Source organism: Arthrobacter stackebrandtii, assembly GCF_017876675.1.
Lineage (GTDB): Bacteria > Actinomycetota > Actinomycetes > Actinomycetales > Micrococcaceae > Specibacter > Specibacter stackebrandtii.
The window spans coordinates 1,118,107-1,144,997 of sequence record NZ_JAGIOI010000001.1; the positions used below are offsets into that span (position 1 = coordinate 1,118,107).

Consider the following 26,891-nt stretch of genomic DNA (forward strand, 5'->3'; position numbering starts at 1 on the left):
GCCCGGAGCGGCCTGCCCGCATCAGATGTTCACCCTGCGGAGCAAGTCAACATCAGTCATCGTACGTTAGCTGGAACACACATGGGTGTTTTTGACCACAATACATCCGATGTTTACGCAATTGTTACCCAGGCCACAAAGTGTGTGGACGGGACTGCATTGGGGCAAAAAATATCCGGCCCGCAGCTGCAGCTGCGGGCCGGATGGAGGCGCCAAGATGTGTCCAGTGGAGACTAGAATCCATAGGCCCTGCGGGCCGTGCCGGCCCAGACGGCCTGCGCCTCGGCCCGGCTCAGCGAACCGATGAGCCCGGCAATCACGCTGACGGTCTCCGCGTAGGTTCCGCCCAGCAGGCTCACGGGCCAGTCGCCGCCGAACATGAGGCGTTCCGGCCCGAAGGCGGACAGCGCCACGTCCCAGGTGCGGGCCAGGGCCGCCGCGGAAAAGTCCACGCCACCCTCAAACAGGCCGGACACCTTCGCGACGGTGTTGGGCACGGCGGCAACGTCACGCAGCTGCCGCTCCCACTCGGCCATGGAGGCATCTCCGGCTGCACGCGGCGGCTTGCCCAGGTGGTCCACCACCACAGTCAGTTCCGGGAAGTCTCGCGCAATGGCCGCGGTCTGGCCCAGGTGGCGCGGATAGGCGTTGGGCACGTCGAAGGCCAACCCCGCCTTTTCAATCAGCGCCAGCGTTGACCGCACCGGGCCAAGGTCCAGTACGTTGGCCCGGGGGTCGTCGTGGATCAGCGTCCGCACGCCGCGGAACTTGGGGTTGGAGCCCCACGTTTCCAGCAGCGCTGCAGACGCCGTCGGGTCCTCCAGCGGCAGCCAGCCGACCACCCCGACGATCCAGTCGTTGGCGTCGGCCGCTGCGAGCATGGCCTCGTTGTCTTCAGCGGTGTCGTCGGCCTGAACCAGGATGGCCTGTTCGATGCCGGCGGCGGACAGCGCCTCCCGGGCCTGTTCGGCGGTAAACGAGTCGTACAGGACACCGTGCGTGGGCTGCAGCCACGAGTAGCGCCCCTCCCCCAGTTCCCACAGGTGAAGGTGGGAATCCAGGCGGGCCGGAGTGCCGCCGTCGGGCATGGAGACAGTGCCGCTAGCCATGGAAAAGACCTTCATCCAGCAGGCCGCGCGAAACCATCGCGGTCCACATTTCCGTGGGGATGTCGGCCGTCATGCGCTGGGCCGTCTCAACGATCTGCCCCGGCTTGGAAGCGCCCACCACCACGGAACTCACGGACGGGTGTGCCGCGGCAAACTGCAGTGCGGCGGCCGGCAGCTCGACGCCGAACTCGTCGCAGCAGGCGGCCAGGGCCTTGGCACGGGCCAGGATGTCCGCCGGGGCCGGTGCGTAGTTGTAGTTTGCGTCGTCGGGCACCACCGGACGGGCCAGCAGGCCGGAGTTGTAGACGCCCACGTTGACAATGCCCACACCGCGCTCCAGGCACAACGGCATCAGGTCGGTCGCGGCGGGCTGTTCCAGCAGAGAGTAGCGCCCGGCCAGCATGATGATGTCCAGGTCCGCCGCCTGAACGCAGTCGCGCAGCGCGTCCGAGGAGTTGGCGCCGACGCCGATGGCCGAGACGAGCCCCTCCGCGCGCAGCTTCTCCAAGGCGGGCAGTGCCTGGTTGATGCCGGCTTCGAGGTCATAGACATCCGGGTCATGCAGGAACGCAATGTCGATCCGGTCCAAGCCGGTGCGTTCCAGGGAGTCCTCGATGCTGCGGCGGATGCCCGCTTCGGAGGGATCCCAGCGGCGGACGGTGTCAGCCGGGACGTCAAAGCCCTGGGTGTCCCGCGCCCCGGAGGGGTTGTCCACCGGGTCCAGGACGCGTCCCACCTTCGTGGAAATGACAAACTCGTCGCGCGGCTTGGTGGAGAGAAAGGCTCCCACGCGGCGCTCGGACAGGCCCAGCCCGTAGTGCGGTGCCGTGTCAAAGTAGCGCAGGCCCGCGTCCCAGCCGGCCTCCAAGGTGGCGGCAGCAACGTCGTCGGACATGGCCTTGTACAGGTTGCCGATGCCCGCGGCGCCAAAGCCCAAACGGCCCAATTCCGGAACACTCACGGCAGCTCCCACACCTTCGCCAGGCCCATGTCGTCGCCCGAGTAGTCGTCCTCAACTTCCAGCAGTTCCGCCATCACGGCCTGCCACTCGATGTTGACCGGGTCCGTCGCGAGCTCCTTGCGCATGGCCTGGTAGTTGGCCACTTCCACCACGTGGAACAGGTCCCGGCCGCTGCGCCAAATGTTCCAGCTTGTGACGCCGGAGCGGCGCAGTGCAGCGTCCAGCTCGTCGCTGATGCGGGCGTGGACGCGGTCGTACTCGGCTTCCTTGCCGGGCTTGAGCCGTGTGTGCAGGGCAATCTTCTGGGTCATGCGAGTTCGCTTTCTTCAGTGAGGAATAGTTCGATGACGGGCACCGCAACGTTGGGGCGCTGCACTGGAAGCCTCAGGGTCAGGGTCCCGGCTGCTTGCCCGGCAGGGGTCATGTGGCCGGCTTCCTGGCCTTCTTCGAGGATCATCATGGCGACCTCAGAGGCATCATTGAGCAACTGTGCATACCGCACCTTGCCGGCCAGTCCTGGCAGGTGCAGGAACTGGAACGGCCAGGCGAAGGCGTGCACGTAGACACGGTTGCCGCGCTGGGTGTAGCGCACGTCAGTGGGTGGCTGGAAACTGGATGCCCCGGCGCCGTAGATGGACCGGCCGTGGACACGCATCCACTCCCCCATCGCGGCGAGGGCATCGGCGGCCCTCGAATCAATCTCGCCACGCGCCGTGGGGCCGACGTTCAGCAGCAGGTTTCCACCCTTGGCAACCCCGTCAATGAGCATCCGTACCAAAAGGTCCGGCGTCTTGTAGTCCAGGTTGTCGCGGTCATAGCCCCATGAGCCGTTCAGGGTTTGGCAGGCTTCCCAGGGCACCAGCTTGTCGCCGCTGACCATGGCACCGTCCGGCTGGTACTGCTCTGGTGTGACAAAGTCCCCGGGGATGTCCAGGCGGTCGTTGACGACGATGCCGGGCTGGAGTTCACGGATCATCTCCATGAGCGCTTCGGAGCCCCACGCCTCGCGGCCCTTGCCAGGGAACCGACTGCCGGCCGATGCCGTGCCGCCCTCGTTGGGGTAGGAGAAATCAAAGAAGAGGTAGTCGATCGTGCCGTAGTTGCTGAGCAATTCGCGGACCTGTCCGTGCAGGTATTCGCGGTACCGCTCACCCGTCCGGGTGGCGTTGATGGCATCGGCATCGGGGTTGTTGCGGTCCGCATGGTTGCCGTCAATGGCGAAATCCGGGTGATGCCAGTCAATGACGGAGTGGTAGAAGCCGACTTTCAAGCCGGCTTCGCGCAATGCTTCGACGTAGGGCGTCAACAGGTCCCTGCCGCAGGGGGTGTTGGTGGACTTGTAGTCCGTCAGCGCCGAATCCCACAGGCAGAAACCGTCGTGGTGCTTGGTGGTCAGCACCACGTATTTCATGCCGGCGGACTTGGCAGCCGCCGCCCACTCACGGGGGTCATAGAGATCCGGGTCGAAGTGCTCGAAGTACTTGCGGTACTCGGCCACCGGAATTTCTTCCCGGAACATGACCCACTCGTGGCGGGCGGCCAGCGAATACAGCCCCCAATGCACAAACATGCCCAGTCGGGCTTCGGTGAACCACGGCGCATGGTCAATGTGGACTTGGGCGGTATTCGGCTGCATCTTTGTCAGACCTGTTTCATTGCTAGTGGTTGGCTAGTGGACGGCGGCGTTCGTCAGGGCGTCGGCAACCCAGAATGCACCATCGGGGAAAGTGTACTCAGCAACGGACGCGGCATGCATTTCGCTGCCACCGCCCGGGGCAACGGGCGGCCAGTAGCAGCCGTCGTGGACGTCAATCGGCGTGATGAAGTGCTCGTGGAGGTGGTCCACGAACTCAATCATGCGGTCTTCCTTCTGGCCGGAGACGGCCACGAAGTCGAACATGGACAGGTGCTGGACGGCCTCGCACAGGCCAACGCCGCCGGCATGCGGGCAGACGCGGACGCCGAACTTGGCGGCCAGGAGCAGGATCGCGATGTTCTCGTTGACACCGGCCACACGGGCGGCATCGATCTGCAGGACCTGCAGCGAGTCGGCCTGCAGCATCTGCTTGAAGACCACGCGGTTCTGCACGTGCTCACCGGTGGCCACCGGAATCGGCGCCACGCCGCGGGCAATGGCGGCGTGGCCCAGGATGTCGTCGGGGCTGGTGGGCTCCTCGATCCAGGCGATGTCGAACGGTGCCAGGTGCTTCATCCACTCGATGGCTTCCGCCACGTCCCAGCGCTGGTTGGCGTCCACGGCAATCTTGATGTCGGGCCCGACGGCGGCACGTGCGGCGCGCAGGCGGCGCACGTCGTCCTCGAGGTCGGCACCGACCTTGAGCTTGATCTGCTTGAATCCGTCGGCGACGGCCTCGTGGGCCAGGCGGGTCAGCTTCTCATCGGAGTAGCCCAGCCAGCCGGGGGTGGTGGTGTAGCCCGGGTAGCCCTCGGCCAGCAGCGTGGCGGTGCGCTCTTCGCGGCCGGGCTCCGCCTTGCGCAGGATCTCGAGGGCTTCCTCTGGGGTGAGTGCGTCGCTGAGGTAGCGGAAGTCAACCAGGTTGACCAGCTCTTCGGGGCTCATGGTTCCCAGCAGCTGCCACAGCGGCAGGCCGGCGCGCTTGGCCTTCAGGTCCCACAGTGCGTTGGTCACGGCGCCGATGGCCATGTGCATGACGCCCTTTTCGGGGCCCAGCCAGCGCAGCTGCGAGTCGTTGATGAACTCCTTGTAGGTGGCGCCCATGTCGCCCAGCAGCTCTTCAACGTTGCGGCCCAGCAGGTACGGGGTCAGCGCCTTGATGGCGGCCGTTTCAACGTCGTTGCCGCGGCCAATGGTGAAGACAAAGCCGTGGCCTTCGTGGCCGTCGCCGCTGTCCGTGACCACTCGCAGGTAGGCGGCCGAGTAGTCAGGATCCGGGTTCATGGCGTCGGAACCGTCCAGGTCCCGGGACGTTGGAAAGCGTACGTCGCTGGTTTCAACGGCGATGATGGTGCTCACAGGCGCTCCCTATAAGAGGTGTCAAAAGTGGTGGAAGTTACCTCAAGCTAAACATCCGATGTTTTGCATGTCAATATCAGACTTAATGCTGGAAACACGGCCACCTATGGGTAAAGTTGCCTTAAAGCTCAGATGTTAAGGTCCGGCAAGGGCCACCGACAACAAGAACCGCGCACTAAAGCGGTTGCAGAGGAAATGAATTTCATGAAGATTGCACGCCTTGGCGAGCAGGGGCGGGAAATTCCCGTCGTCATTGCCGCCGACTCCAACGGTGCCGAGCAGCACTTCGACGCACGCCCCGTCACAGCCGAGATCGACGGCGTATTCCTGGCCAATGGCGGCCTGGCTACGCTCCGCGCCGCCCTCGACGCCGGCACCCTTCCCGTGCTGGAAAATGCGGCCGAGCTGCGCATCGGCTCCCCCGTGGCACGGCCCAACAACGTCATCTGCATCGGCATGAACTACGCCGCGCACGCAGCCGAGTCCGGCGCCGAGCCACCCACCATCCCGGTGGTCTTCCTCAAGCCGAACAACACCGTGGCCGGCCCCTACGACGCCTCCCCCATTCCGCCGCTGGCGGCAAAGTATGACTGGGAAGTTGAACTGGGCGTCGTCGTCGGCCGCGAGGTCAGCTACCTCTCCTCGGTTGAGGAAGCCGCCTCTGCGGTGGCTGGCTACGTTGCAGCCAACGACCTCTCCGAACGTGAATACCAGCTCCCCGGCGCAGCCGGCCAGTGGACGAAGGGCAAGTCGCTGCCCAAGTCCACCCCGCTGGGCCCGTGGCTCATCCCGGCATCCGAGGTCGATGCCAACAAGCTCCAGCTCAAGAGCTGGGTCAACGGCGAGATCCGCCAGGACTCCAACACGGCAGACCTGATCTTTGATGTCCCCACCGTCATCCACCACCTGAGCCAGTACATGGTCCTGGAACCGGGCGATGTCATCCTCACCGGAACGCCCGAGGGCGTGGCCCTCTCCGGCCGCTTCCCCTACATCCAGGACGGCGACGTCGTGGAACTTGAAATCGAAGGGCTTGGCCGCCAGCGCCAGGAGTTCTTCCGCGCCGGCACCACCAAGGAGGCCTAGATATGAGCCAGGAACTGTCAAACCTCACAGCTGTCATCACAGGCGGCGCCTCCGGCATCGGTGCCGCGATCGCCACAAAGCTGCAGGCCATGGGCGCCAACATTGCCGTCCTTGACCTGAACCCGGAGAACCTGCCCGAGGGCCAGCTCGGATTCAAGTGCAACGTCTCCGACGACGCCTCCGTCAAGGCTGCCATCGATGGCACCGTTGCGGCATTCGGCGGCGTGGACATCGTGGTGAACAACGCCGGCATCGGCGCCATCGGCACTGTCGAAGACAACGACGACGCCGAATGGGCCCGCGTCTGGGACATCAACGTCGTGGGCATGGTCCGCGTTTCCCGCGCAGCGATGCCCCACCTGCGCAAGTCAACGGCCGCCGCGATCGTGAACACCTGCTCCATCGCCGCCACGGCCGGACTCCCCGCCCGGGCACTGTACTCGGCCACCAAGGGTGCCGTGTTGTCGCTGACCCAGGCCATGGCTGCCGACCACCTGCGTGAAGGCATCCGCGTCAACTGCGTCAACCCCGGCACCGCCGACACCCCCTGGATTGGCCGCCTCATGGACCAGGCCGACGATCCCGTGGCCGAGCGTGCGGCACTGAACGCCCGCCAGCCGCACGGCCGCCTGGTGTCTGCCGACGAGGTGGCCGGCGCAGTTGCATACCTGGCAAGCCCGCTGTCCGGCTCCACCACGGGCACGTCCATCGCGGTCGACGGCGGCATGCAGGCCCTGCGCCTGCGCCCCGCAGGCCAGTAGCCCCGCCCCACCAACGCTGCATCACCTTTGGCCCCTTAACGGCCGACGCTGTCGCAGCATTGGCCGGTTTTTCTCGAACGCCGTCGCACCCCGGTGCGGCGGCGTTCGCGGTCTCTGGCCCTTGCTGCGACAAGGATCGTGGGGGCGCCGGGACGCTGATGGAGCTTCGGTGAAAATGGCCCGGAAGGTGACAGAGCGTCCGGGCGGTGCGTGAGCGCGCGGGCCGGTTAGCCGGCCTGGGCAAGCACCAGCGGCAGGACCTGGCCGGCGCCGGCCTGGCGCAGGGCGCGCCCCGCCACGGTCAGCGACCAGCGGCTTTCCACCAGGTCGTCCAGCAGCAGGACAGGCCCGCCGCCGTAGCTTTCAAGCCCCTGCTGCAGCTCCGGCCCCACGGCAAAGCGGTCCCAGACGCCGGCGAGCCGGTAGGCGCTGTTGCCTCCCCGCTCCCCCGTGGGCCCGCCAAATGCCAGCGACATGGCACCAAGGTACGGCAGCCTGCCAATCTCACAGATGGCCTGGGCAAAGGACTCCAGCAGCTGCGGCTTGGTCCGTGAAGGCATGGCAACCACGGCCACGGGGCGCCCGGATCCTTCCCAGCCGCCCTGGCCCCACTCCCGCAGCACCGCCACCACGGCCTGTGCCATGGCGGGATCGAGAGGGGCATCCGGTGCGCCGGAGGCAAACATGGCACGCAGCGCGTTGCCCCAGCCAAGGTCCGTCATGCGGGCCAGGATGCGGCCGGAGGCGGACAGTTCCTCCGCCTTGAGCTTGCCCTTGACGGGCACCCCCAGCCTGTCCATGCCAGTGGGCCACATCGCCCGCGGGTCCAGGGGCAGGCCGGCGTGGCGCAGCGCGTCCCCGGCAGCCTCAGCCGCGCTCGAGACGACGTCGGCGGCAAACCAGCGCCCGGCACAATTGTCACAGCGCCCGCACGGCGCCGCGGTCTCGTCGTCGAGGGCGGCGGCGAGGTACTCCATGCGGCATCCGGACATGCGCTCGTACTCCACCATGGACTGCTGTTCGTCCACCCTGGCCTGGGCGATCCTGCGGTAGCGTTCCTCGTCGTACGCCCACGGCTGGCCCGTTGACTCCCAACCGCCGGACACGCGGCGCACGGCGCCGTCCACGGCCAACACCTTCAGCAGCAGTTCCAGCGGCGTGCGGCGCAGGTCCACCCGGGCCTCCAGCGCGGGGGTTGACATGGGCCTGGGCGACTCGCCGAGCGCCTCGAGGACGGCCATGGCCTTGTCCTGTGCCGGCATGGACGCCGTGGCAAAGTAGCGCCAGATCTCGGCATCCTCCGTGCCCGGCAGCAACAGGACATCCGCGTTGGCGCTGCCGCGGCCGGCACGGCCCACTTGCTGGTAGTAGGCCACGGGCGACGACGGCGCGCCGAGGTGGACGACGAACCCCAGGTCGGGCTTGTCGAACCCCATGCCGAGTGCACTGGTGGCCACGAGCGCCTTGACCTGGTTGTTTTTCAACGCATCTTCAAGCGCCTCGCGGTCCTGGGTGTCGGTGCGGCCTGTGTAGGCCTTGACCACGTGGCCGGCCTCGGCCAGCAGCCGTGCGGTGTCTTCCGCGGCGGAAACAGTCAGGGTGTAGATGATGCCGCTGCCGGGGAGCTCGGCCAGGTGCGTCAGCAGCCAGCCCAGCCGGTCGCGGGAGTCGGCCAGCCGCAGCACGCCCAGTCGCAGCGATTCGCGGGCCAGGGGGCCACGGATGGTGAACACGCCGGCGCCCAGCTGTTCCTCAATGTCGGCCACCACCCGGGAGTTGGCCGTGGCGGTGGTGGCCAGCACCGGAACGGAGGCGGGCAGCTGTGCGATCAGGTCGGCGATGCGCCGGTAGTCGGGGCGGAAGTCGTGCCCCCAGTCGGAGATGCAGTGTGCCTCGTCCACCACCAGCAGTCCCGTGCGCTGCACCAGGGAAGGCAGCTGGTTTTCCCGGAACGACGGGTTGGTCAGCCGTTCGGGCGAGACCAGCAGCACGTCCACCTCGTCGGCGGCCAGCGCTGCTGAAACCTGGCCCCATTCGGTGGCGTTGGCCGAGTTGATGGCCATGGCCCGCACACCCGCACGCTCGGCGGCGGCCACCTGGTCGCGCATCAGCGCCAGCAGGGGCGAAACAATCAGCGTGGGGCCGGCACCTCGGGCCCGCAGCAGCAGCGAGGCCACGAAGTACACGGCTGACTTCCCCCAGCCCGTGCGCTGGACGACCAAGGCGCGCCGTCCGCCGTCGACCAAGGCCTCAATGGCCTCAAACTGGCCCTCATGGAAGACAGCATCCGGGCGCCCCACCAGGGCCCGCAGCACCTCCAGTGCCTGCTCGCGCGTGCTGGACGGGATGGCTTGGGAGGGTGCTGCGGGGAATGTCATGCCCCCAGTATTCCAGCGCGCACCGACAAACGGCCCAACGGGCGCACCGCCCTGTGGATAACCGTCCAGCTTGGCCCCCGGCGGTAGGATGGCATGGTGACTACTGAAGATAATTTGCCGGTTGACCTGTCCAGCTCGTTCAAGGCCTACGATGTGCGCGGGATCGTGGGTGAGACTATCACCACCGAGTCTGTGCGTGCCGTGGGCGCCGCATTCGTGGACGTGCTGGAGCTGAACGGCCAGTCCGTCCTGGTAGGCGGGGACATGCGCCCGTCCTCCGCCGGCTTCTCGCAGGCCTTCGCCGAGGGTGCCGCCGGCCGCGGCGCCAACGTGCGGCTGCTGGGGCTCGTCTCCACCGACGAGCTCTACTTCGCCTCGGGTGCGCTGAAGGCCGCCGGCGTGGTCTTCACCGCCAGCCACAACCCCTCCGAATACAACGGCATGAAAATGACCCGGGCCGGCGCCGTTCCCGTGTCCTCGGAGACCGGCATGACCGAGATCCGCGATCTCGCGCAGCAGTACCTCTCCAGCGGGATTCCTGCGGCGGAGGCCACGGGCACCATCGGCAGCGAAGACGTCCTGAAGGCGTACGCCGAGTACCTGCGCTCCCTCGTGGACCTCTCCGGGTCCCGCCCGCTGAAGATCGTGGTCGACGCCGGAAACGGCATGGCGGGCATGACCACCCCCGCGGTCCTCGGCAATGCGATCCTGCCGGGCCTGCCCTTTGACATTGTCCCGCTGTACTTTGAGCTGGACGGCACCTTCCCGAACCACCCCGCCAACCCGCTGGAGCCGGCCAACTTGCTGGACCTGCAGGCGGCCGTGGTCAAGCATGGGGCGGACATCGGCCTGGCGTTCGACGGCGATGCGGACCGCTGCTTTGTCATCGACGAGCTCGGGGCGCCCGTGTCGCCGTCGGCCGTCACCGCCCTGGTGGCCCGGCGCGAGATCGCCCGTGCCAAGCTCGGCGGCGAAGCCGAGCCCACCGTCATCCACAACCTCATCACCTCCCGTGCGGTGCCCGAACTGATCAAGCACGACGGCGGCCGGGCCGTCCGCACGCGGGTGGGCCACTCCTTCATCAAGGCCACCATGGCGGAGGAAGGTGCCGTGTTTGGCGGGGAGCACTCCGCGCACTACTACTTCCGCGACTTCTTCAACGCCGACACCGGCATGCTCGCCGCCATGCACGTGCTCGCGGCGCTGGGCGAGCAGGACGGCCCGCTGTCCGAGCTGGGCCGCGAATACGAACCCTACGTCTCCAGCGGCGAAATCAACTCCCAGCTGGCCGACGTCCCCGCCGCCGTGGCCCGCGTCCGCGAGGCCTACACCCGCGACGACGTCGTGGTCGACGAACTCGACGGCATCACCTTTACCGCCAAGGACGGCACGTGGTGGTTCAACCTGCGCGCCTCCAACACCGAGCCCTTCCTGCGCCTGAACGCCGAGGCCGTGGACGCCGTCACCATGGCAGACATCCGCGACGACGTCCTGGCGCTCGTGCGCCGCTAAGCGGCCCCAACACCCCATAAAGGAAACACCATGGAGCACACCACAACCGAACAGAACACGCCGGAGACGTCCGCCCCCGCCGAGCTGGCCCCCGAGGTGCAGGATGACCTGAACAAGCTCATCGGCACCGCCCTGGGCGTTGCCGGCGAGCAGCTCGAGGAGCACGGCGCCTTCCTGCCCGTGGGCATCGTCCTGGCCCACAACGGCGAACTCAGCCTCGTGGCCGTCTCGCCGACGGAGGTGGACGGCGGGGAGGAAAGCGAACTCGACGCCGACGCGATGGTGGCGGACCTGTTCGCGGCACTCGCGCAACAGCGCGAACAAAACCGGGCAGCCGCCGTCGTCTGTGACATCCACCTGCCCGACGACGTCACGGACGCCATCCATGTCATGGCCGAACACAGCTCCGGCGTGGGAGTCTCAGCCGTGCGCCCGTACCGCCAGGCGCCCACCGGCTGGGAGTTCGGCAACCCCTTCCTCGAAGTCGGCGAGATCCAGATCTGGGCCTAAGCCATGCGCATCAACTCCTTTTCCGACGTCAGCCTGCGCCTGTTGATGGTGCTGTGCTCGGCGCCGGAGGGCGAACTGTCCACCACCCGCGATCTCGCGGAGCAGGTGGGCACGCCGTACAACCATGTGAGCAAGGCCGTGCTGAAGCTGCGGCAGATGGGGCTCGTGGAAGCCATCCGCGGCCGCACCGGCGGGGTCCGCATCTCCCCCGCAGGGAAGGCCACCACGGTGGGCCAGGTGCTGCGCGTGCTGGACGACCACCAGGACGCGGCCGAATGCCGCACCGAGATGGGTGAATGCCCGCTGGCCCACAACTGCGGGCTGCGCGGCGTGCTAAACCACGCCCGGGAATCGTTCTACGTATCGCTGGACAACGTGACCATCTACAGCCTGGCCAGGAAGACCAATGACGGGCCGGTGCCTGTGATGTTAAGCACAACCCGCCCTGGCTGATCCGCACCAAATCAGCATTTTTCTACGACTTGTAGAAAATGGGAATTTAAACTCGCATTTTAAATGCTACTTTGGGTTTGTCATCCCGACTTTCACCCAAGGAGTACCAAGATGCTTTCGGAAAAATCGCGCCCCATCATTGAAGCCACCCTGCCCCTGGTGGGTTCACGGCTGGGCGCCATCACCCCGAACTTCTACGGCCGCATGTTCGCCGCACACCCGGAGCTCCTCGACGGCCTGTTCAGCCGCGCCAACCAAAACAACGGCGAGCAGCAGAAGGCCCTGGCCGGTTCCATCGCCGGATTCGCGTCCGCCCTGGTGGCCAACCCGGACCTGATCCCCGAGACCATGCTCAGCCGCATCGCCCACAAGCACACCGCCCTGGGCATCACCGAGGACCAGTACGACATCGTCTACAAGTACCTCTTTGAGGCCATCGCGGAAGAGCTCGCCGACGTCATCACGGCCGAGATCGCCGAAGCCTGGACCGAGGTCTACTGGCTCATGGCCAACGCGCTCATCAAGATCGAAAAGGGCCTCTACGCCGCCCAGGCCAACGACAAGATGTGGATGCCCTGGACCGTCGTGGCAAAGACGCCCGCCGGCACCGACTCCATGACCTTCGTCCTGGCCCCTGCCGACGACACCCCCGTCACCGCGGCCCGCCCCGGCCAGTTCGTCTCCGTCAAGATTGCCCTGCCGGACGGCCTGCTGCAGGTCCGCCAGTACTCGCTCAGCGCCGACGTCGAGTCCACCACCCGCCGCGTGTTCACCACCAAGCGTGACGACGGCGGCGAGGTCTCGCCCGTGCTGCACAACAATGTGAAGGTGGGGGACGTCGTCGAACTTTCCAACCCCTACGGCGATGTGACGCTCGACGGCGAGGGCCCGGTTGTGTTTGCGACCGCCGGCATCGGCTGCACCCCCTCTGCGTCGGCGCTGCGGTCGCTGGCCAATGCGGGCGGGGACCGCGAGGTGCTGGTGCTGCACGCCGAGAAGAACCTCGAGGCCTGGGCGCTGCGCGAGCAGATGACCACCGATGTGGACGCCATTGACGGCGCCACCCTGCAGCTCTGGCTGGAGGAGCCCACCGAGGGATTCCACAAGGGCTTCATGTCCCTCGAGGGCCTTGACCTGCCGGCTGACGCGTCGATGTATGTGTGCGGGCCGCTGCCGTTCATGAAGGCGATCCGCAGCCAGGCGATCGATGCCGGCATCCCGTCGACGAAGATCCACTACGAGGTCTTCGGCCCGGACGTCTGGCTCACCGGCGCCGCCAACTAGCCGCTCCCCATCCCGACGCTGTCGCACCAATGACGGGTTTTTCGGCAACGCTATCGCACCGACTGCGATGGCGTTGCCGAATTTCCTGCCATTGCTGCGATGGCGTCATTGGGCCAGGGACGGCAAAGGGCCGCGGTTCCCGTTTCGGGAGCCGCGGCCCTTTGGTTTGTCAGGCTGCGAAGCGCTGCTTCAGACCCTCAAGCTCGGCGGCCATTTCCGCAGGGAGGGAATCGCCGAAGCGGGCGTACCACTCGTCGATGCCGGCGAGCTCGGCCTGCCACTCGGCCGGGTCCACCTTCAGTGCATCCTCGATGTCCGAGGCCGGAACCTCCAGGCCGGCCAGATCCAGCGAACCGTCCGCAGGGACAAAGCCGATCGGCGTCTCGACTGCATCGGCGGTGCCTTCGATGCGCTCGATGGCCCACTTGAGCACGCGGGTGTTCTCACCAAAGCCCGGCCACGCGAAGCCTCCGTCGGCGTTGCGGCGGAACCAGTTCACGAGGAAGATCTTCGGCAGGCGGTCCTGGTTGCCGCCGGCAGACAGGTCAATCCAGTGTTTGAGGTAGTCGCCGGCGTCGTAGCCGATGAACGGCAGCATGGCCATGGGGTCGCGTCGGACCACGCCGACTGCGCCAGTGGCTGCGGCCGTGGTTTCGGAGGACAGCGTGGAGCCCATGAAGATGCCGTGGGTCCAGTCGCGGGACTGGGTGACAAGGGGAACCGTGGTCTTGCGGCGTCCGCCGAACAGGATGGCGTTGATCTCAACACCGGCGGCGTCGAAGTAGTCCTTGGACAGCATGTCCACCTGGTCGATCGGCGTGCAGAACCGCGAGTTGGGATGGGCGGCGGGGCTCCCCGCATCGGGGGTCCAGTCCTGGCCGCGCCAATCCGTCAGGTGAGCGGGCACTTCCTCGGTCATGCCTTCCCACCACACACCGCCGTCGTCCGTCAGGGCAACATTGGTGAAGATGGAGTTGCCCTTGACGATCGCGGCCATGGCGTTGGGGTTCGTGGACCAGCCGGTGCCCGGGGCGACGCCGAACAGGCCGGCTTCGGGGTTGACGGCGCGCAGCTCGCCCTCCTTGCCGAAGCGCATCCAGTTGATGTCATCCCCCAGGGTCTCGGCCTTCCAGCCGGGAATGGTGGGCTCGAGCAGGGCCAGGTTCGTCTTGCCGCAGGCCGAGGGGAAGGCGGCAGCCACGTGGTAGGTCTTCTCCTCGGGGCTGGTGAGCTTCAGGATCAGCATGTGCTCGGCGAGCCAGCCCTCGTCCCGGGCCATGACAGAGGCGATGCGCAGGGCGAAGCACTTCTTGCCGAGCAGCGCGTTGCCGCCGTAGCCGGAGCCGTAGGAGAAGATGGAGCGCTCCTCAGGGAAGTGCACAATCCACTTCTCCTCGTTGCAGGGCCACGGGGTGTCGGCCTGGCCGGGCTCCAGCGGGGCACCGACCGAGTGCAGCGCAGGCACGAAGAAGGCGTTGGTGGACTCAATCTTGTGCAGCACCTCGGAGCCGATGTTGGCCATGATGCGCATGGAGGCCACCACGTAGGCGGAGTCGGTGATCTCCACACCGAACTTGGGGTCCTCGGCATCGAGCGGGCCCATGACGAACGGAATGACGTACATTGTGCGTCCGCGCATGCTGCCGGCGAAGCGGTCGTTGAGGATCTCCTTCATGGCGGCCGGTTCCATCCAGTTGTTGGTGAAGCCGGCGTCGCGCTCCTTTTCGGAGCAAATGAAGGTGCGGCCTTCAACCCGGGCCACGTCCTTGGGGTCCGAGAAGGCTGCGAAGGAATTGGGGAACAGCTCCGGGTTCAGCCGCGTGAGCGTGCCCTCTTCCACCAGCTGGTCCGTGAGCTGCGCATATTCCTGTGCAGAGCCGTCCACCCAGCGGATGTTCTCCGGCAAGGTCAGAGCTGCAACTTCCGACACCCAGGCGGCGAGGCCCTTGTGGGTGGTCATTGCCTGCTCAACGGATTCCTGCACTGGCGCGTGGACCATTATGTTTCCCTTCATTGGGTTTTTAGGTGGTGTCTAAATGCTATGACCCGGCTTTCCCGACTTTTGGGCATTGGATGTGGGATGTATCCACCTCCCCTTGGGGCGATTTCGCGCGTTTCCGCGGTTTTCATTCTCTTTCCCAGCTCAGTTTTGTGACTCACATCACCTAGACCGGTCTAGTGCTGGGGAACACTGTCCCAACAGGGCTTTCCGATTTGGACTCTCCGGCCAAGGTGGGTTAGAGTTATTCACGGCCCGAGGGTCAACAAAGAAACAAAGAAACAAAATATGCGTGCGTAGCTCAACGGATAGAGCATCTGACTACGGATCAGAAGGTTGGGGGTTCGAATCCCTTCGCGCGCACTTCAAGAAAGAGTCCCAAGCTTCGGCTTGGGACTCTTTCGTTTAAGGCGATTGTCTCGCATGGCCTTGGCGATTTCCAGCGATCGGTGTGACCGCCTCATGGATGCTCTCGCAGCAATGGCTGGATTGCGCGGATCGCCGTCCACTTTGAAGTGCGATGGCGTTTCAAATTATCCAGCCATTGCTGCGACAGCGTTTCAAAGAATCGAACCATTGCTGCGATGGCGTTGCCCGGAAAGCCTGGATTGCTGCGCCGTCAGGCCTCCGCCGCCAGTTGTGCCACGGCATGGCCGACGGCGGCCAGCACCGTTTCATCGGACAGCGTGCGGAAGTGTCCGGAGACGGGCAGTTCAATGTTGGCGGCACCGGCCAGGGCACTGCCCCCGGGAATGTGCGGATCAAATTCCGGGTAGATCGAGACAACCTTGTGGTTCAGGGCAGCCTGTTCCTGCAACGCCAGGAGCGCCCCGTCCGCGGGCGAAAAGTCGCGCATGGTCCGGGACATCAGATATCGGGCGTAGGGCGAGCCGGCAAACGGGGTGGCCACGGCCACCATCCCCAGCACCTCTACCCCGGCGGCGGGGGCTGGGAGGGGCGATCCGCCGTCGCGCGTCAGGTCGGTGCGGTGCAGCCGGACGCCTTTGGCACGGTCGGCGTCCAGCATGAGATGCTTGCCGATCAGCCCGCCCTTGCTGTGGGCCAGCAAAATGCACCGGGTGACGCCATGGCCGGCGTGCAGCGCGGCGAGCCTGGCCGTGGCGAGTGCGGCGGAATCCGGCACGGGCAGGCGGTTGAAGCCAAGCGCCGGAACCGTGAAAACCCTGTACCCCAGGGCGCTCAGGCGGGCGGCGGCAGGATCCAGGAAGAACCATGATTCGTACACGCCTGGCAGCAGCACGACGGCCGGCAAGGCGGGGTCGCCCTGTGCGTAGTGGGCCGGGGCCCCGCGGCGGAACACCGACTCGAGCTGGCGCCAGCCCGCGTACAGGTAGTCCAGCGACCACCAGCCCAGGCGCTTGAGCATCTTCATGCGGCGCCCACATGGGCCAGGATGTATTCGGCAACGCAGTGCCCGTCCTTGACCATGGTCTCGTGGCCGCGCCCGGCGACCTCCACCATGGTTGCGTTCGGGATCATCGCCGTGACCCCCTCAACCCAGCCGTGCGGGCAGACGCGGTCCCGGCCGCCGCGGATCACAAGCGTCTGGGCCTGGATGCGCGGCAGCGTGTCCTCGATGCTGTGCTCCATCATGCTGTGCAGCTTCTTGATGAACCAGCGAGGACCGGTTTTCGCATAGTTCCGCACGCCGACGGCAACGACCTTGGGGCTTTCGCCGAACAGGTCCTGCGCCATGCGCCAGGCTTGTTTGCCGATGGTGCGTTCATGGCTGTTGACCGTGGGTGCCACCAGCACCAGCTCCGGGAACAGGTCCGGGCGCTGGGCTGCAGCCTCGGCCACCACCTGGGTGCCCATGGAATGGCCCACCAGGATGGGCCGGTCCAGCTGTTCGGCCCGCACAAAGTCTATTAACAGCGCCCCCATTTGGGCCATGGTGAGTGCCTGTTCGGGTTCGCGTGCGTCGCCAAAACCGGGCAGGTCAATGGCCACCACGCGGCCGTGGCCCTCCAGCGCTGTGCTGAGCTGCGCAAAATAGGAGATTCCCATGCCAATGCCGTGCACCAGCAGGAACGTCCGGGCCGCCACAGTGCCGGTGTCGGTCATGACGATCTCATGCTCACCGAAGACTACTTTGCGCACGCTCATGCTTCACAGTATCGCCGAGTTTCGCCAACCCGGGTGAGACGGGCGCCCGGGTAGTTCACCAGGGCGACCGGCAATGGTCAGTCAACTTCGACGAAGAGCCTGATTTTGGTGCGGATGCCGTCGAAGTGGCGGCTGAGGAGTTCGGCAGCGGCCGCGGCGTCCTTGGCTGAGACTGCGTTGTAGATGTCTCGGTGTTCGGCCGCCGTGTTGACCAGGTTCACGCTGTCCGTGCCGATCTCAACATGGATCTTTCGGTAGACCTTCCAGAACACGCTCATGAGGTTCATGAGCAGGTCGTTGCCAAGCGGCTCAAACAGCAGGCGGTGGAACTCTGCGTCGGCTTCGGAAAATTGTTCACCGCTGGCGGCGAGTGTCTCCATCTTCACCACGGCTGCTTCAATCTCCACCAGGTGTTCCGGGCTGACCACGCTGATGCACCCTCCGATGAGGCCCGATTCGAGAGCCTGGCGGATGTCAACGAGCTGCAGCGCCTCAAGACCTTCGTGGCGCAGTGACAGGCGCCCCCGGAAGGTCAGCCCGTCCGCCAGGGCATCAAAGTTGCTGGGTGCCACAAACATGCCGAACCCATGACGGATCTCAATGACGCCCAGCGCCTGCAGGACTTTCAACGATTCGCGCAGGGTGTTGCGGCCAACGCCGAGAACTTCACACAGTTCGCTCTCGGTGGGCATGGGGTCCCCGGCATCGAGGTCCCGCTCGAGGATGAGTTCCATGATGTCTGCCTGAAGCGCACGAAGCCGTGCCTGGGCACTGAACCTGGCCTTCGGCACTGCGGTTGAAATGGACAACTAAACTCCTCAGTTAGATAGGTGCTGCACGGTCCACACAGATTTTCACTTCAATGGCGAAATCAGGCGAACCGTCCCCGAGTACCATTGTTTCCAAGGCACGTGATCACCGCGGCTCGTGAGCCGGGCACCCGCAAGGGCGCCAAGGTGACCTAAGACATACAATATCGGATGTCCGACGTCTTGCCTATCCCCGCCACGCAGAGGGCCCCCGCCAGGCTTCACCACCCATTCGGGGAGGCTTGACCCGCGGACCCCTTCCGGAACCGGCGTCGCAACCGCCGTCGCGCCCTGGAACTCACGGACGCAGTCCGTGACCAAACCGAGACCACATTGCCACTTGACCTATCTTAGTGATGGCAATTACAGTTTCATCATAAGCATCGGACGTCCTACATCCGATAACTAATAAACGAAATGGTGAGTCCACAGAATGAGCAATACTCTTCAGAACCTACCTGCGACACCGGCGTCGCGTCGCACCTTCCTCAAGGCCGCTGGCGTCCTTGGTGCTGCAACAGCTTTCACCGCCACCCTGGCCGCCTGTGGCTCCAGTGATTCCAAGCCGGAGACCTCTGGCCCCGCGGGCGCAATCAACAAGGATGGCAGCATCGAAGCTGGCATCTCCTACTCGCTGTCAACTGGTTTTGACCCGATGAGCTCCTCGGGCGCAACCCCGATGGCAGCCAACCTGCACATCTTCGAAGGCCTGGTGGAACTTCACCCGGCAACGCGTGAGCCCTACAACGCCCTCGCCAAGGAAGACCCCAAGCAGATCGACGACCTCACCTGGCAGGTCACGATCCGCGACGGCGCCAAGTTCCACGACGGCACCCCCGTCACCACCGAGGACGTTGCCTACTCCTTCGAGCGCGTGCTGGACCCGGCCAACGCCGCCCTGTTCGCACAGTTCATCTTCTTCATCGACTCCGTCAAGGCCCTCGATGACAAGACGGTTGAGTTCAAGCTCAAGACCGCGTTCGCCGGCTTCGGCCCGCGCATCTCCGTGGTCAAGGTTGTTCCCAAGGCCATCGCCTCCAAGGACCAGAAGTCCTTCGACGCCAACCCCGTCGGCACCGGCCCGTACAAGTTCGTCTCCGCAGCCAAGGACGACAAGATCGTCTTCGCCCGCAACGACGACTACAACGGCTCGAAGCCGGCACTGGCCAAGGACATGACCTGGTTCCTGCTCTCCGATGCATCGGCCCGCGTCACGGCCATGCAGTCCGGCCGCGTCCAGGCCATCGAGGACGTCCCGTACCTGGACGTCGATGCCCTGAAGTCCAAGGTTGACGTTGAGTCCGTGCAGTCCTTCGGTCTCATGTTCCTCATGTTCAACCTGTCCAAGGCCCCCTTCGACAAGAAGGAAGTCCGCCAGGCACTGCACTACGCCATCGACAAGGACGCCCTCATCAAGACCGCCCTCCTGGGCAACGCCGCGGCCGCCACGTCCTACTTCCAGGATGGCGGCGCCAACTACCAGAAGGCTTCCACGGTTTACACCTACGACGCCGAGAAGGCCAAGTCGCTGCTCGCTGACGCCGGCGTTTCGGGCCTGAAGCTGACCCTGACCAGCACGGACACCGCCTGGGTCAAGGACGTCACCCCGCTCATCAAGTCCAACTGGGATGCGATCGGCGTGCAGACCACGCTGGAGCCCCTGGCCTCCGCAGCCGTCTACGCTCCTGACAAGGTTGGCGGACTGAACTACGACGTCCTGGCAGCCCCCGGCGACCCGTCGGTGTTCGGCAACGACGCAGACATCCTGCTGAGCTGGTTCTACCGCGGCGACACCTGGGCCAAGAACCGCTTCGCATGGAGCGACTCGGCAGAGTACAAGGAAGTCCAGACCAAGCTCGATGCAGCCCTGGCCGCTTCCGAGGCCGACGCCAAGAAGCTCTACAGCGAGATCATCAACATCGTGGCCGAGCAGGCTCCGCTGTACCCGATCTTCCACCGCAAGCTGCCCACCGCCTGGAACCCGAAGGAACTTGACGGCTTCACGCCGCTGCCCACCACGGGCATCTCCTTCATCGGAGTCGGGCGCGTCTAGCAACACCGTTTCACACAGACCGGAGGGGCTGTGGCCTACCACTGGCCACGGCCCCTCCGCTCTGACACCATCTTTCCTATGACGCAGCGCACAGTCCCCGCTGGCGCCTGCAAAATAGAACCGGAGTAAAGTACATTGGCAAACTTTTTGCGACTGCTGGGACGCCGGCTCGCAGCCCTACCGTTGATGATCCTGGGTGTAACCCTGCTCGTCTTCGTGGTGCTGCAGTTCGCTCCTGGTGACCGTGCCGTTGCAGCCCTGGGCGAAGGTGCCTCACAGCAGGCCCTCGAACAGTACCGCGAGGCAAACGGTCTCAACGACCCCCTATTCATTCAATACTTCAACTACCTCGGCAAGCTGCTCACGGGTGACTTCGGCACGACACTGCCTCCGGCAAAGCCGATCACCGAGGTCATCGCCAGCGCCTTCCCCGTAACGTTGCAGTTGACCTTCCTCGGCGTCTTGATTGCAGTCGTCATCTCCCTGATCTTCGGCGTTCTTGCAGCCCTGTACCGCGACACCTGGGTTGACCAGGTCATCCGCATCTTCTCCGTTGCAGCCATCGCCACCCCGTCCTTCTGGCTGGGCATCCTGCTGATCCAGTGGTTTGCACTCGGGGACAACTCCTGGTTCCCCTCCGGCGGCCTGGCCGATCCCGATGAAGGGTTCGTGGGCTGGCTGCAGTCGATGACGCTGCCGGCCATCGCCCTGGCCATCCCGGTCTCCGCATCGCTGATCCGCGTTGTCCGCACCTCAATGGTTGAGGAGCTGGACCGCGACTACGTGCGCACCGCGATCGGCAACGGCGTCCCGTACACCACAGTCGTTTCCAAAAACGTCCTCCGCAACGCCCTTGTCACCCCGGTGACCGTGCTGGGCCTGCGCATCGGCTACCTGCTGGGCGGCGCCGTCGTCATTGAAATGATCTTCTCCCTGCCCGGCATGGGCCAGCAGATCCTCAACGGCATCACCAACGTCGACACGAACCTGGTCCAGGGCGTTGTCCTCGTCATCGCCGTGACCTTCGTCATCGTGAACATCCTGGTGGACCTGCTCTACCTGCTCATCAACCCCCGAATCAGGACGGTCTAAGTCATGCGTAGCAAACTTGCCGAACGGCTCAGCGCGCCTGGCCTGCGCTTCAAGGCCCTGACACTGGGTTCCAAGCTGTCCCTGCTGTTCCTGGTCTTCATCACCCTCGTGGCGATCTTCGCCCCGCTCATCGCCCCGCACGACCCGCTGCAGACCGGCACCCCGGCCCAGCCGCCGAGCAGCGAGAACTGGTTCGGCACCGACCGCATCGGCCGCGACATCCTCTCCCGCCTCATGTACGGTGCCCAGGCATCGCTCATGATCGGCATCGGCGCCGTCGCCCTGGCCATCGTGCTCGGTGCAACCCTTGGCGCACTGGCCGCGACGTCCTCGAAGGGCGTCAACGAAGTCATCATGCGCATCATGGACATCCTGATGGCGTTCCCGGGCATCGCCCTGGCCGCCGTGCTGCTGACCTCGTTCGGCAACTCGGTGCCCACCATCATCATCTCCATCGCCATCATCTACACCCCGCAGCTGGCCCGCGTGGTCCGCGCCAACGTGCTCTCCCAGTACGGCGAGGACTATGTCCGTGCCGAGCGTGTGATCGGTGCAGGCCGCGCCTACATCATGGTCAAGCACATCGTGCGCAACACCGCCGCCCCCGTGCTGGTGTTCGCCACGGTCATGGTGGCTGACGCCATCATCCTGGAAGCCTCCCTGTCCTTCCTGGGCGCAGGCATCCAGGACCCCGACCCCAGCTGGGGCAACGTCATCTCCTACGGCCGAAACCTGGTCCTCTCGGGCGGCTGGTGGGCCACCACGTTCGCCGGCCTGGTCATCCTGATGACCGTGCTCTCGCTGAACATCCTGGCCGAAGGCCTCACCGACGCCATGGTGAACCCGCGCATCAAGCGCGCTGCGCCGGTGAAGGACGACGACGGTTCGGCAGCTGCCGCTCTCGAGCTCGCCAAGGCTGACGCGGCGGCACGCGCGGCGATTGAAGATCCCTTTGCGGCCCTGAACGAAGAGCTGCTGCAGCTTCGGGCCGTGGAACTCTCCCGAGGAGACCGCCTCCCGCAGGTTCCGGAGACGGCCCGCGTGATCCTCGAGGTCAAGAACCTCTCGATCCGCTTCCCCGGCCGCTACGGCGACACCGCCATTGTGGACAACGTCTCCTTCAGCGTCCGCGAAGGCGAAACCATGGGCCTGGTGGGCGAGTCCGGCTGCGGCAAGTCCATCACCTCCCTCGCCGTCATGGGCCTGCTGCCCAAGACCGCCGAGATCACCGGCTCCATCACGTTCGACGGCAAGGAACTGCTGGACCCCGCCACCAAGCACGCCTCCACGAAGGCCTATGAGGGCCTGCGCGGCGAGCAGATCGCCATGGTCTACCAGGATGCGCTGAGCTCGCTCAACCCGTCCATGCTGATCAAGGACCAGATGCTGCAGCTGACCCGCCGCAACGGCCGCAAGACCCCGGCCGAGCTGCTGGAACTGGTGAAGCTGGATCCGGAGCGCACGCTCAAGAGCTACCCGCACGAGCTTTCCGGCGGCCAGCGCCAGCGCGTGCTGATCGCCATGGCCCTGTCCCGCTCGCCCAAGATCGTGGTGGCCGACGAGCCCACCACAGCCCTGGACGTCACGGTGCAAAAGCAGGTCGTGGACCTGCTGAACGAACTGCGCGAGCAGCTCGGCTTCGCCATGGTCTTCGTCAGCCACGACCTTGCCCTTGTCGCCTCCCTGGCGCACAAGATCACCGTCATGTACGCCGGCCAGGTGGTGGAATCCGGCCAGGCTTCGGAGCTGCTGGCGCACCCCACCCACGAATACACCCGTGGCCTGCTGGGCGCCGTGCTCTCCATCGAATCCGACGCCGTCCGGCTCCACCAGATCCCGGGCACGGTTCCCTCGCCCCGCGAGTTCGCCGTCGGCGACCGGTTTGCCAGCCGTTCACAACGTCCCGACGCCGACCCGAACCAGAAGCTGGCCTTTGTGCCGATCGTCCGGGACGGCGAGACCCTTGAACACTTCTGGGCAAGCCACAAGAAGGAAGATGCACTGGCGGTTTCCGCCGGGGCAGATACGGAAGGTGCCTCATGAGCAAGCATGCAACAGCTGAAGCCGGGACGGGCGCAACGCCCGTCATCGAGCTGAAGGACCTCCACGTCCACCACCGCACCCGCTCCGGCGGGCTGTTCAAGCCCAGCTACGTGAAGGCCGTCAACGGCGTGAACTTCTCCATCAGCCGCGGTGAAACCGTGGGCATCGTGGGCGAGTCCGGCTGTGGCAAGTCCACGCTGGCCTCCGTGCTGGTCGGCCTGCAGACCCCCACCTCCGGAGAGGTGCTGTTCCACGGCAAGCCGGCCATCAAGCGCAACGCAGCGATGCGCAAGGAGTTTGGCCGCTCGGTTGCGGTCGTTTTCCAGGATCCGTCCACCGCGTTGAACCCGCGCATGACCATCCAGGACATCCTCGTTGACCCGCTGGCCGTCCACGGCATTGGCAACAACGCCTCGCGCCTGGCCAAGGTCTCCGAACTGTTGTCGCTGGTCGGTCTGCCGCAGTCGGCAGCCGAGGTCACGCCGTCGCAGGTTTCCGGCGGACAGCGCCAGCGTGTGGCCATTGCCCGCGCACTGGCACTGGACCCGGACATCATCGTGGCGGACGAGCCCACCTCGGCACTGGATGTTTCCGTCCGCGCACAGGTGCTCAACCTGCTCTCTGACCTGAAGAAGGAGCTGAACCTGGGCATGGTCTTCATCAGCCACGACATCCAGACGGTCCGCTACGTTTCAGACCGCATCGCCGTCATGTACTACGGGGAGATTGTGGAAGAAGGCTCGGCCGAGCAGATCTTCGACAACCCCTCGAACGACTACACGAAGAAGCTCCTCGGCGCCGCGCCGTCACTCCTTCACATCTAATGCCCGTGCCCTCCCGCCTTGGTGCTCCGCACCGGGGGCGGGTCCGGGCACGTGGACCCAACGAGCGGCGGGTATCAACATCTCCCGTTCGTCGAATGGGCCCGAAACACCCATAAATTTCCACCCATCAACACAATTTTGGAGCAATTAACGTGACTACCGTCGCATCCCGTTTCCAGGGCGTCATCCCGCCCGTCTGCACCCCCCGCACCGCCGAGGGCGCCATTGATGTCCCCTCGCTGGAAAACCTCACCCGCCACCTGCTCGAAGGCGGCGTCACCGGCCTGTTCGTCAACGGCTCCTCCGGCGAAGTCACCCACATGACCAACGCAGAGCGCGACACCGTGCTGACCACCATTGCCGGCGTCAACGCCGGACAGGTCCCCCTGCTGGTTGGTGCCGTTGAGCAGACCACCAACCGCGTCGTTGAAGAAGCACAGCGCATGGTGTCCCTCGGTGCCGACGGCATCGTGGCCACCAGCCAGTACTACGCCATCAGCAACGCCGAGGAGACCGGCCGCCACATCCGCACCGTTGCAGCCTCGGTTGACGTGCCGCTGTTCGTCTACGACGTGCCGGTCCGCACCCACTTCAAGATGCCCACCGACCTGCTGCTCGACCTCGGCCGCGAAGGCGTCATCGCCGGAGTCAAGGACTCCTCGGGCGACGACGTCTCCTTCCGCCAGCTGCTCATCGGCGCCAAGGACATCCCCAACTTCGACATCTTCACCGGCCACGAAGTGGTTGTTGACGGTGCACTGCTGGGCGGCGCACAGGGTGTCGTCCCGGGCCTGGGCAACGTTGACCCCAAGGGCTACCGCCGCCTGTACGACGCCGCCGTTGCCGGCGACTGGGCCGGCGCCGCTGCCGAGCAGGACCGCCTGGCAGACGTCTTCAACATCGTCTACACGCCCAAGGCCGGCCGGGTTTCCGGCAACGCCGCGGGCCTGGGCGCATTCAAGACCGCGCTGGTGCTCATGGGCATCATCAAGACCAACGTCATGAGCGCCCCGATGCTGGCACTGGACGAGGACGAGACCGCAGCCATCAAGGTCGTCCTTGAGCGCACGGGCTTGATCTAGTCCCCACGCCCTCCCCAACCGAATCCGCTGGCGCGAATTCGGTTGGGGCCCTCGGGCGCGTGGGCCCAAATCGTGGCCCACGAACGATGCTGGGGCGCACGTGTTTTTGTTTGATTTGAATTTGAAGGATTCCTCATGCGGTATGTAGTTGGCGTTGACCTCGGCGGAACCAAGACGGCGGCCGGTGTCGTGGCCGAGGACGGCTCGGTCCTGCTGACGGACCAGATCCCCACCCTGAACCGCGACGGCGGCGAGGCCATCCTGGACGCCACCGCAGCGATGGTGCGCTCCCTGATGGAACGCGCCGCCGCGCAGGGCGCCACGGTCGATGCCATCGGCGTGGGCTCCGCCGGCGTCATCAACGCCGCCGAAGGCACCGTCATCTCCGCCACCGACGCCATCCTCGGGTGGACCGGCACCGCCATCACCGCGGGACTCTCGGCAAGGCTGGGACTGCCGTCCGCCGTCGTCAATGATGTGCATGCGCACGCACTCGGCGAGGCCTGGAAGGGTGCCGGCCACGGCGCCGAAACAGCACTCATGGTGGCGTTCGGCACCGGCGTCGGCGGCAGTTTTGTGGTGGACGGCAAGCCGTTGCTGGGCCACCGCTTTGTGGGCGGGCATGTGGGGCACTTTGCCTCGCCCCTTGCCGTGCACGACGGCGTTCCCCTCGCCTGCTCCTGTGGGCACGCGGGCCATGTGGAGGCCGTCGCCTCGGGCCCGGCCATCCACGCCGCCTATGTCCGCAACGGCGGAAACCCCGCACTGGCAGACACGCGGGCCGTATTTGACGCAGCCCGTGCAGGTGATTCACTGGCTTTGTCCGTGATTGCCACGGCCTCGGCCGCCGCCGGACAGGCTGTGGGCGGGCTCATCAACATCCTGGACCCGGCCGTGGTGGTCGTCTCCGGCGGGCTGGCAGACGCCGGTGAGCTATGGTGGTCCGGCATGGATACCGCCATGCGTGCCGAGCTTCTGGCACCGCTGGCCGATGTCCCCGTGGTGCGCGCCAGCCTGGGCAACACCGCAGCCATGGTGGGCGCCGCCTCCCTCGTTCTTCACCGCTAATCCCGTTTTATCTAGGAGTCACTGTGACGCTGAAAATGACCAACTTCGATGCACTCAAGGGACAGCTCGTGGTCTCGGCGCAGGCCTACCCGGGCGAGCCCATGCGGGATCCCCGCACCATGGCCCAGATCGCGGCAGCAGCCGTGACCGGGGGCGCCGCTGCGATCCGCGTCCAGGGCATAGCCGACATCCAGTTTGCCCGCGCCGCTGTTGAGGTTCCCGTCATTGGTCTCTGGAAGGACGGGCACGACGGCGTCTTCATCACCCCCACGCTGCGCCATGCCCTGTCCTGTGCGAGCGCCGGTGCCGACATCGTCGCGATCGACGGCACCCGCCGCCCCCGTCCGGACGGCCTGACCCTGGCTGAGACCATCGAGGGCATCCACGCCAACTCCAATTCCCTGGTCATGGCCGACTGCGGCTCCTTGGACGACGCCGTTGCCGCCGCCGAGGCCGGTGCGGACCTGATCGGGACCACCCTGGCCGGCTATTCGGGCGAGCGCCCCAAGACCGACGGCCCCGACCTGGAGCTCATCGCCGAGATCGCCGCCGCCAACCTGGGCAAGCCGCTCATCGCCGAGGGCCGGATCCACTCCCCTGCGCAGGCGCGCGCCGCCATGGACGCCGGCGCCTTCGCCGTGGTGGTTGGCACCGCCATCACGCACCCGAGCACCATCACGGGCTGGTTCAAGGCCGCCCTGGACGCCTGACGACTGACGACTGACAGCCTGCCCTGAAAGGCGGT

23 protein-coding genes and 1 tRNA gene are annotated in these 26,891 nt (G+C 65.7%); 14 read left to right on the forward strand and 10 right to left on the reverse strand.

What is annotated here, in order from left to right:
* Positions 1 to 233: 233 nt before the first annotated feature.
* The 5 genes from JOF48_RS04550 to JOF48_RS04570 are packed head-to-tail and all read right to left on the reverse strand — an operon-like array spanning position 234 to position 5,065.
* Positions 234 to 1,109 (reverse strand): amidohydrolase family protein, encoded by an 876-nt coding sequence (locus JOF48_RS04550; protein WP_245346398.1) that lies wholly within the window; start codon positions 1,107 to 1,109, stop codon positions 234 to 236.
* Positions 1,102 to 2,070: an aldo/keto reductase gene (locus JOF48_RS04555; RefSeq protein ID WP_342591154.1), complete on the reverse strand. Its 969-nt coding sequence runs from the start codon at positions 2,068 to 2,070 to the stop codon at positions 1,102 to 1,104. Before JOF48_RS04555 ends, JOF48_RS04550 begins: the two co-directional genes overlap by 8 nt.
* Positions 2,067 to 2,381 carry an L-rhamnose mutarotase gene (locus tag JOF48_RS04560; RefSeq protein WP_209677689.1) on the reverse strand — a complete coding sequence of 105 codons (315 nt, stop codon included), beginning with the start codon at positions 2,379 to 2,381 and terminating at the stop codon, positions 2,067 to 2,069. Before JOF48_RS04560 ends, JOF48_RS04555 begins: the two co-directional genes overlap by 4 nt.
* On the reverse strand, positions 2,378 to 3,706 hold the full coding sequence (locus tag JOF48_RS04565) for an alpha-L-fucosidase (protein ID WP_209677701.1): 1,329 nt from the start codon (positions 3,704 to 3,706) through the stop codon (positions 2,378 to 2,380). Before JOF48_RS04565 ends, JOF48_RS04560 begins: the two co-directional genes overlap by 4 nt.
* A gap of 33 nt (positions 3,707 to 3,739) precedes the next feature.
* A complete protein-coding gene (locus JOF48_RS04570; protein WP_209677704.1) occupies positions 3,740 to 5,065 on the reverse strand; it encodes an L-fuconate dehydratase in 1,326 nt (441 codons plus the stop codon).
* A 204-nt stretch (positions 5,066 to 5,269) separates the two neighbouring features.
* Between JOF48_RS04570 and JOF48_RS04575 the strand changes: the two genes are divergently transcribed.
* Positions 5,270 to 6,151, forward strand: coding sequence for a fumarylacetoacetate hydrolase family protein (locus tag JOF48_RS04575; RefSeq protein WP_209677706.1), 882 nt, complete (start codon positions 5,270 to 5,272; stop codon positions 6,149 to 6,151).
* A 2-nt stretch (positions 6,152 to 6,153) separates the two neighbouring features.
* Entirely contained in the window at positions 6,154 to 6,912 is a 759-nt protein-coding gene (locus tag JOF48_RS04580) for an SDR family NAD(P)-dependent oxidoreductase (protein WP_209677708.1), read from the forward strand.
* Between the two features lie 227 nt (positions 6,913 to 7,139).
* On the opposite strand, the gene JOF48_RS04585 is transcribed toward JOF48_RS04580, so the two are convergent.
* Positions 7,140 to 9,290 carry a RecQ family ATP-dependent DNA helicase gene (locus JOF48_RS04585; protein WP_209677710.1) on the reverse strand — a complete coding sequence of 717 codons (2,151 nt, stop codon included), beginning with the start codon at positions 9,288 to 9,290 and terminating at the stop codon, positions 7,140 to 7,142.
* 96 nt (positions 9,291 to 9,386) lie between these two features.
* Between JOF48_RS04585 and JOF48_RS04590 the strand changes: the two genes are divergently transcribed.
* The 4 genes from JOF48_RS04590 to JOF48_RS04605 all read left to right on the forward strand — a co-directional run bounded on the left by JOF48_RS04590 (position 9,387) and on the right by JOF48_RS04605 (position 13,049).
* A complete protein-coding gene (locus JOF48_RS04590; protein WP_342591155.1) occupies positions 9,387 to 10,802 on the forward strand; it encodes a phosphomannomutase/phosphoglucomutase in 1,416 nt (471 codons plus the stop codon).
* 30 nt (positions 10,803 to 10,832) lie between these two features.
* A complete protein-coding gene (locus JOF48_RS04595; RefSeq protein WP_245346399.1) occupies positions 10,833 to 11,312 on the forward strand; it encodes a hypothetical protein in 480 nt (159 codons plus the stop codon).
* A 3-nt stretch (positions 11,313 to 11,315) separates the two neighbouring features.
* Positions 11,316 to 11,765: an RrF2 family transcriptional regulator gene (locus JOF48_RS04600; RefSeq protein ID WP_209677714.1), complete on the forward strand. Its 450-nt coding sequence runs from the start codon at positions 11,316 to 11,318 to the stop codon at positions 11,763 to 11,765.
* A gap of 111 nt (positions 11,766 to 11,876) precedes the next feature.
* Positions 11,877 to 13,049, forward strand: a complete 1,173-nt coding sequence (locus JOF48_RS04605; protein ID WP_209677716.1) for a globin domain-containing protein — start codon at positions 11,877 to 11,879, stop codon at positions 13,047 to 13,049.
* 169 nt (positions 13,050 to 13,218) lie between these two features.
* Here JOF48_RS04605 and JOF48_RS04610 read toward each other — a convergent pair whose 3' ends face one another.
* Positions 13,219 to 15,048, reverse strand: a complete 1,830-nt coding sequence (locus JOF48_RS04610; protein WP_209677718.1) for a phosphoenolpyruvate carboxykinase (GTP) — start codon at positions 15,046 to 15,048, stop codon at positions 13,219 to 13,221.
* A gap of 290 nt (positions 15,049 to 15,338) precedes the next feature.
* On the opposite strand from JOF48_RS04610, the gene JOF48_RS04615 reads away from it, so the two are divergent.
* Positions 15,339 to 15,411: transfer RNA gene (locus tag JOF48_RS04615), tRNA-Arg, on the forward strand.
* A 256-nt stretch (positions 15,412 to 15,667) separates the two neighbouring features.
* On the opposite strand, the gene JOF48_RS04620 is transcribed toward JOF48_RS04615, so the two are convergent.
* The 3 genes from JOF48_RS04620 to JOF48_RS04630 all read right to left on the reverse strand — a co-directional run bounded on the left by JOF48_RS04620 (position 15,668) and on the right by JOF48_RS04630 (position 17,984).
* Positions 15,668 to 16,441 carry a lipase family protein gene (locus tag JOF48_RS04620; protein WP_209677720.1) on the reverse strand — a complete coding sequence of 258 codons (774 nt, stop codon included), beginning with the start codon at positions 16,439 to 16,441 and terminating at the stop codon, positions 15,668 to 15,670.
* A complete protein-coding gene (locus JOF48_RS04625; RefSeq protein ID WP_209677722.1) occupies positions 16,438 to 17,175 on the reverse strand; it encodes an alpha/beta fold hydrolase in 738 nt (245 codons plus the stop codon). The genes JOF48_RS04620 and JOF48_RS04625 overlap by 4 nt, the downstream gene beginning before the upstream one ends.
* A 77-nt stretch (positions 17,176 to 17,252) precedes the next feature.
* Entirely contained in the window at positions 17,253 to 17,984 is a 732-nt protein-coding gene (locus JOF48_RS04630) for a FadR/GntR family transcriptional regulator (RefSeq protein ID WP_209677724.1), read from the reverse strand.
* Positions 17,985 to 18,417: 433 nt separating this feature from the next.
* Here JOF48_RS04630 and JOF48_RS04635 point away from each other — a divergent pair, with 433 nt between their 5' ends.
* The 7 genes from JOF48_RS04635 to JOF48_RS04665 all read left to right on the forward strand — a co-directional run bounded on the left by JOF48_RS04635 (position 18,418) and on the right by JOF48_RS04665 (position 26,856).
* Positions 18,418 to 20,037: an ABC transporter substrate-binding protein gene (locus JOF48_RS04635; RefSeq protein WP_209677727.1), complete on the forward strand. Its 1,620-nt coding sequence runs from the start codon at positions 18,418 to 18,420 to the stop codon at positions 20,035 to 20,037.
* 135 nt (positions 20,038 to 20,172) lie between these two features.
* On the forward strand, positions 20,173 to 21,129 hold the full coding sequence (locus tag JOF48_RS04640; RefSeq protein ID WP_281067957.1) for an ABC transporter permease: 957 nt from the start codon (positions 20,173 to 20,175) through the stop codon (positions 21,127 to 21,129).
* A 3-nt stretch (positions 21,130 to 21,132) separates the two neighbouring features.
* A complete protein-coding gene (locus tag JOF48_RS04645) occupies positions 21,133 to 23,172 on the forward strand; it encodes a dipeptide/oligopeptide/nickel ABC transporter permease/ATP-binding protein (RefSeq protein ID WP_209677730.1) in 2,040 nt (679 codons plus the stop codon).
* Complete coding sequence (locus JOF48_RS04650) at positions 23,169 to 23,996, forward strand: ATP-binding cassette domain-containing protein (protein ID WP_209677732.1); 828 nt, start codon at positions 23,169 to 23,171, stop codon at positions 23,994 to 23,996. Before JOF48_RS04645 ends, JOF48_RS04650 begins: the two co-directional genes overlap by 4 nt.
* 152 nt (positions 23,997 to 24,148) lie before the next feature.
* Positions 24,149 to 25,078: a dihydrodipicolinate synthase family protein gene (locus tag JOF48_RS04655; protein ID WP_209677735.1), complete on the forward strand. Its 930-nt coding sequence runs from the start codon at positions 24,149 to 24,151 to the stop codon at positions 25,076 to 25,078.
* 135 nt (positions 25,079 to 25,213) lie between these two features.
* The gene (locus tag JOF48_RS04660; protein ID WP_209677738.1) at positions 25,214 to 26,146 is read left to right on the forward strand and encodes an ROK family protein; all 933 of its coding nucleotides are present in this window, start codon (positions 25,214 to 25,216) and stop codon (positions 26,144 to 26,146) included.
* Positions 26,147 to 26,181: 35 nt separating this feature from the next.
* Positions 26,182 to 26,856 (forward strand): N-acetylmannosamine-6-phosphate 2-epimerase, encoded by a 675-nt coding sequence (locus JOF48_RS04665; RefSeq protein ID WP_209684136.1) that lies wholly within the window; start codon positions 26,182 to 26,184, stop codon positions 26,854 to 26,856.
* Positions 26,857 to 26,891 lie beyond the last annotated feature (35 nt).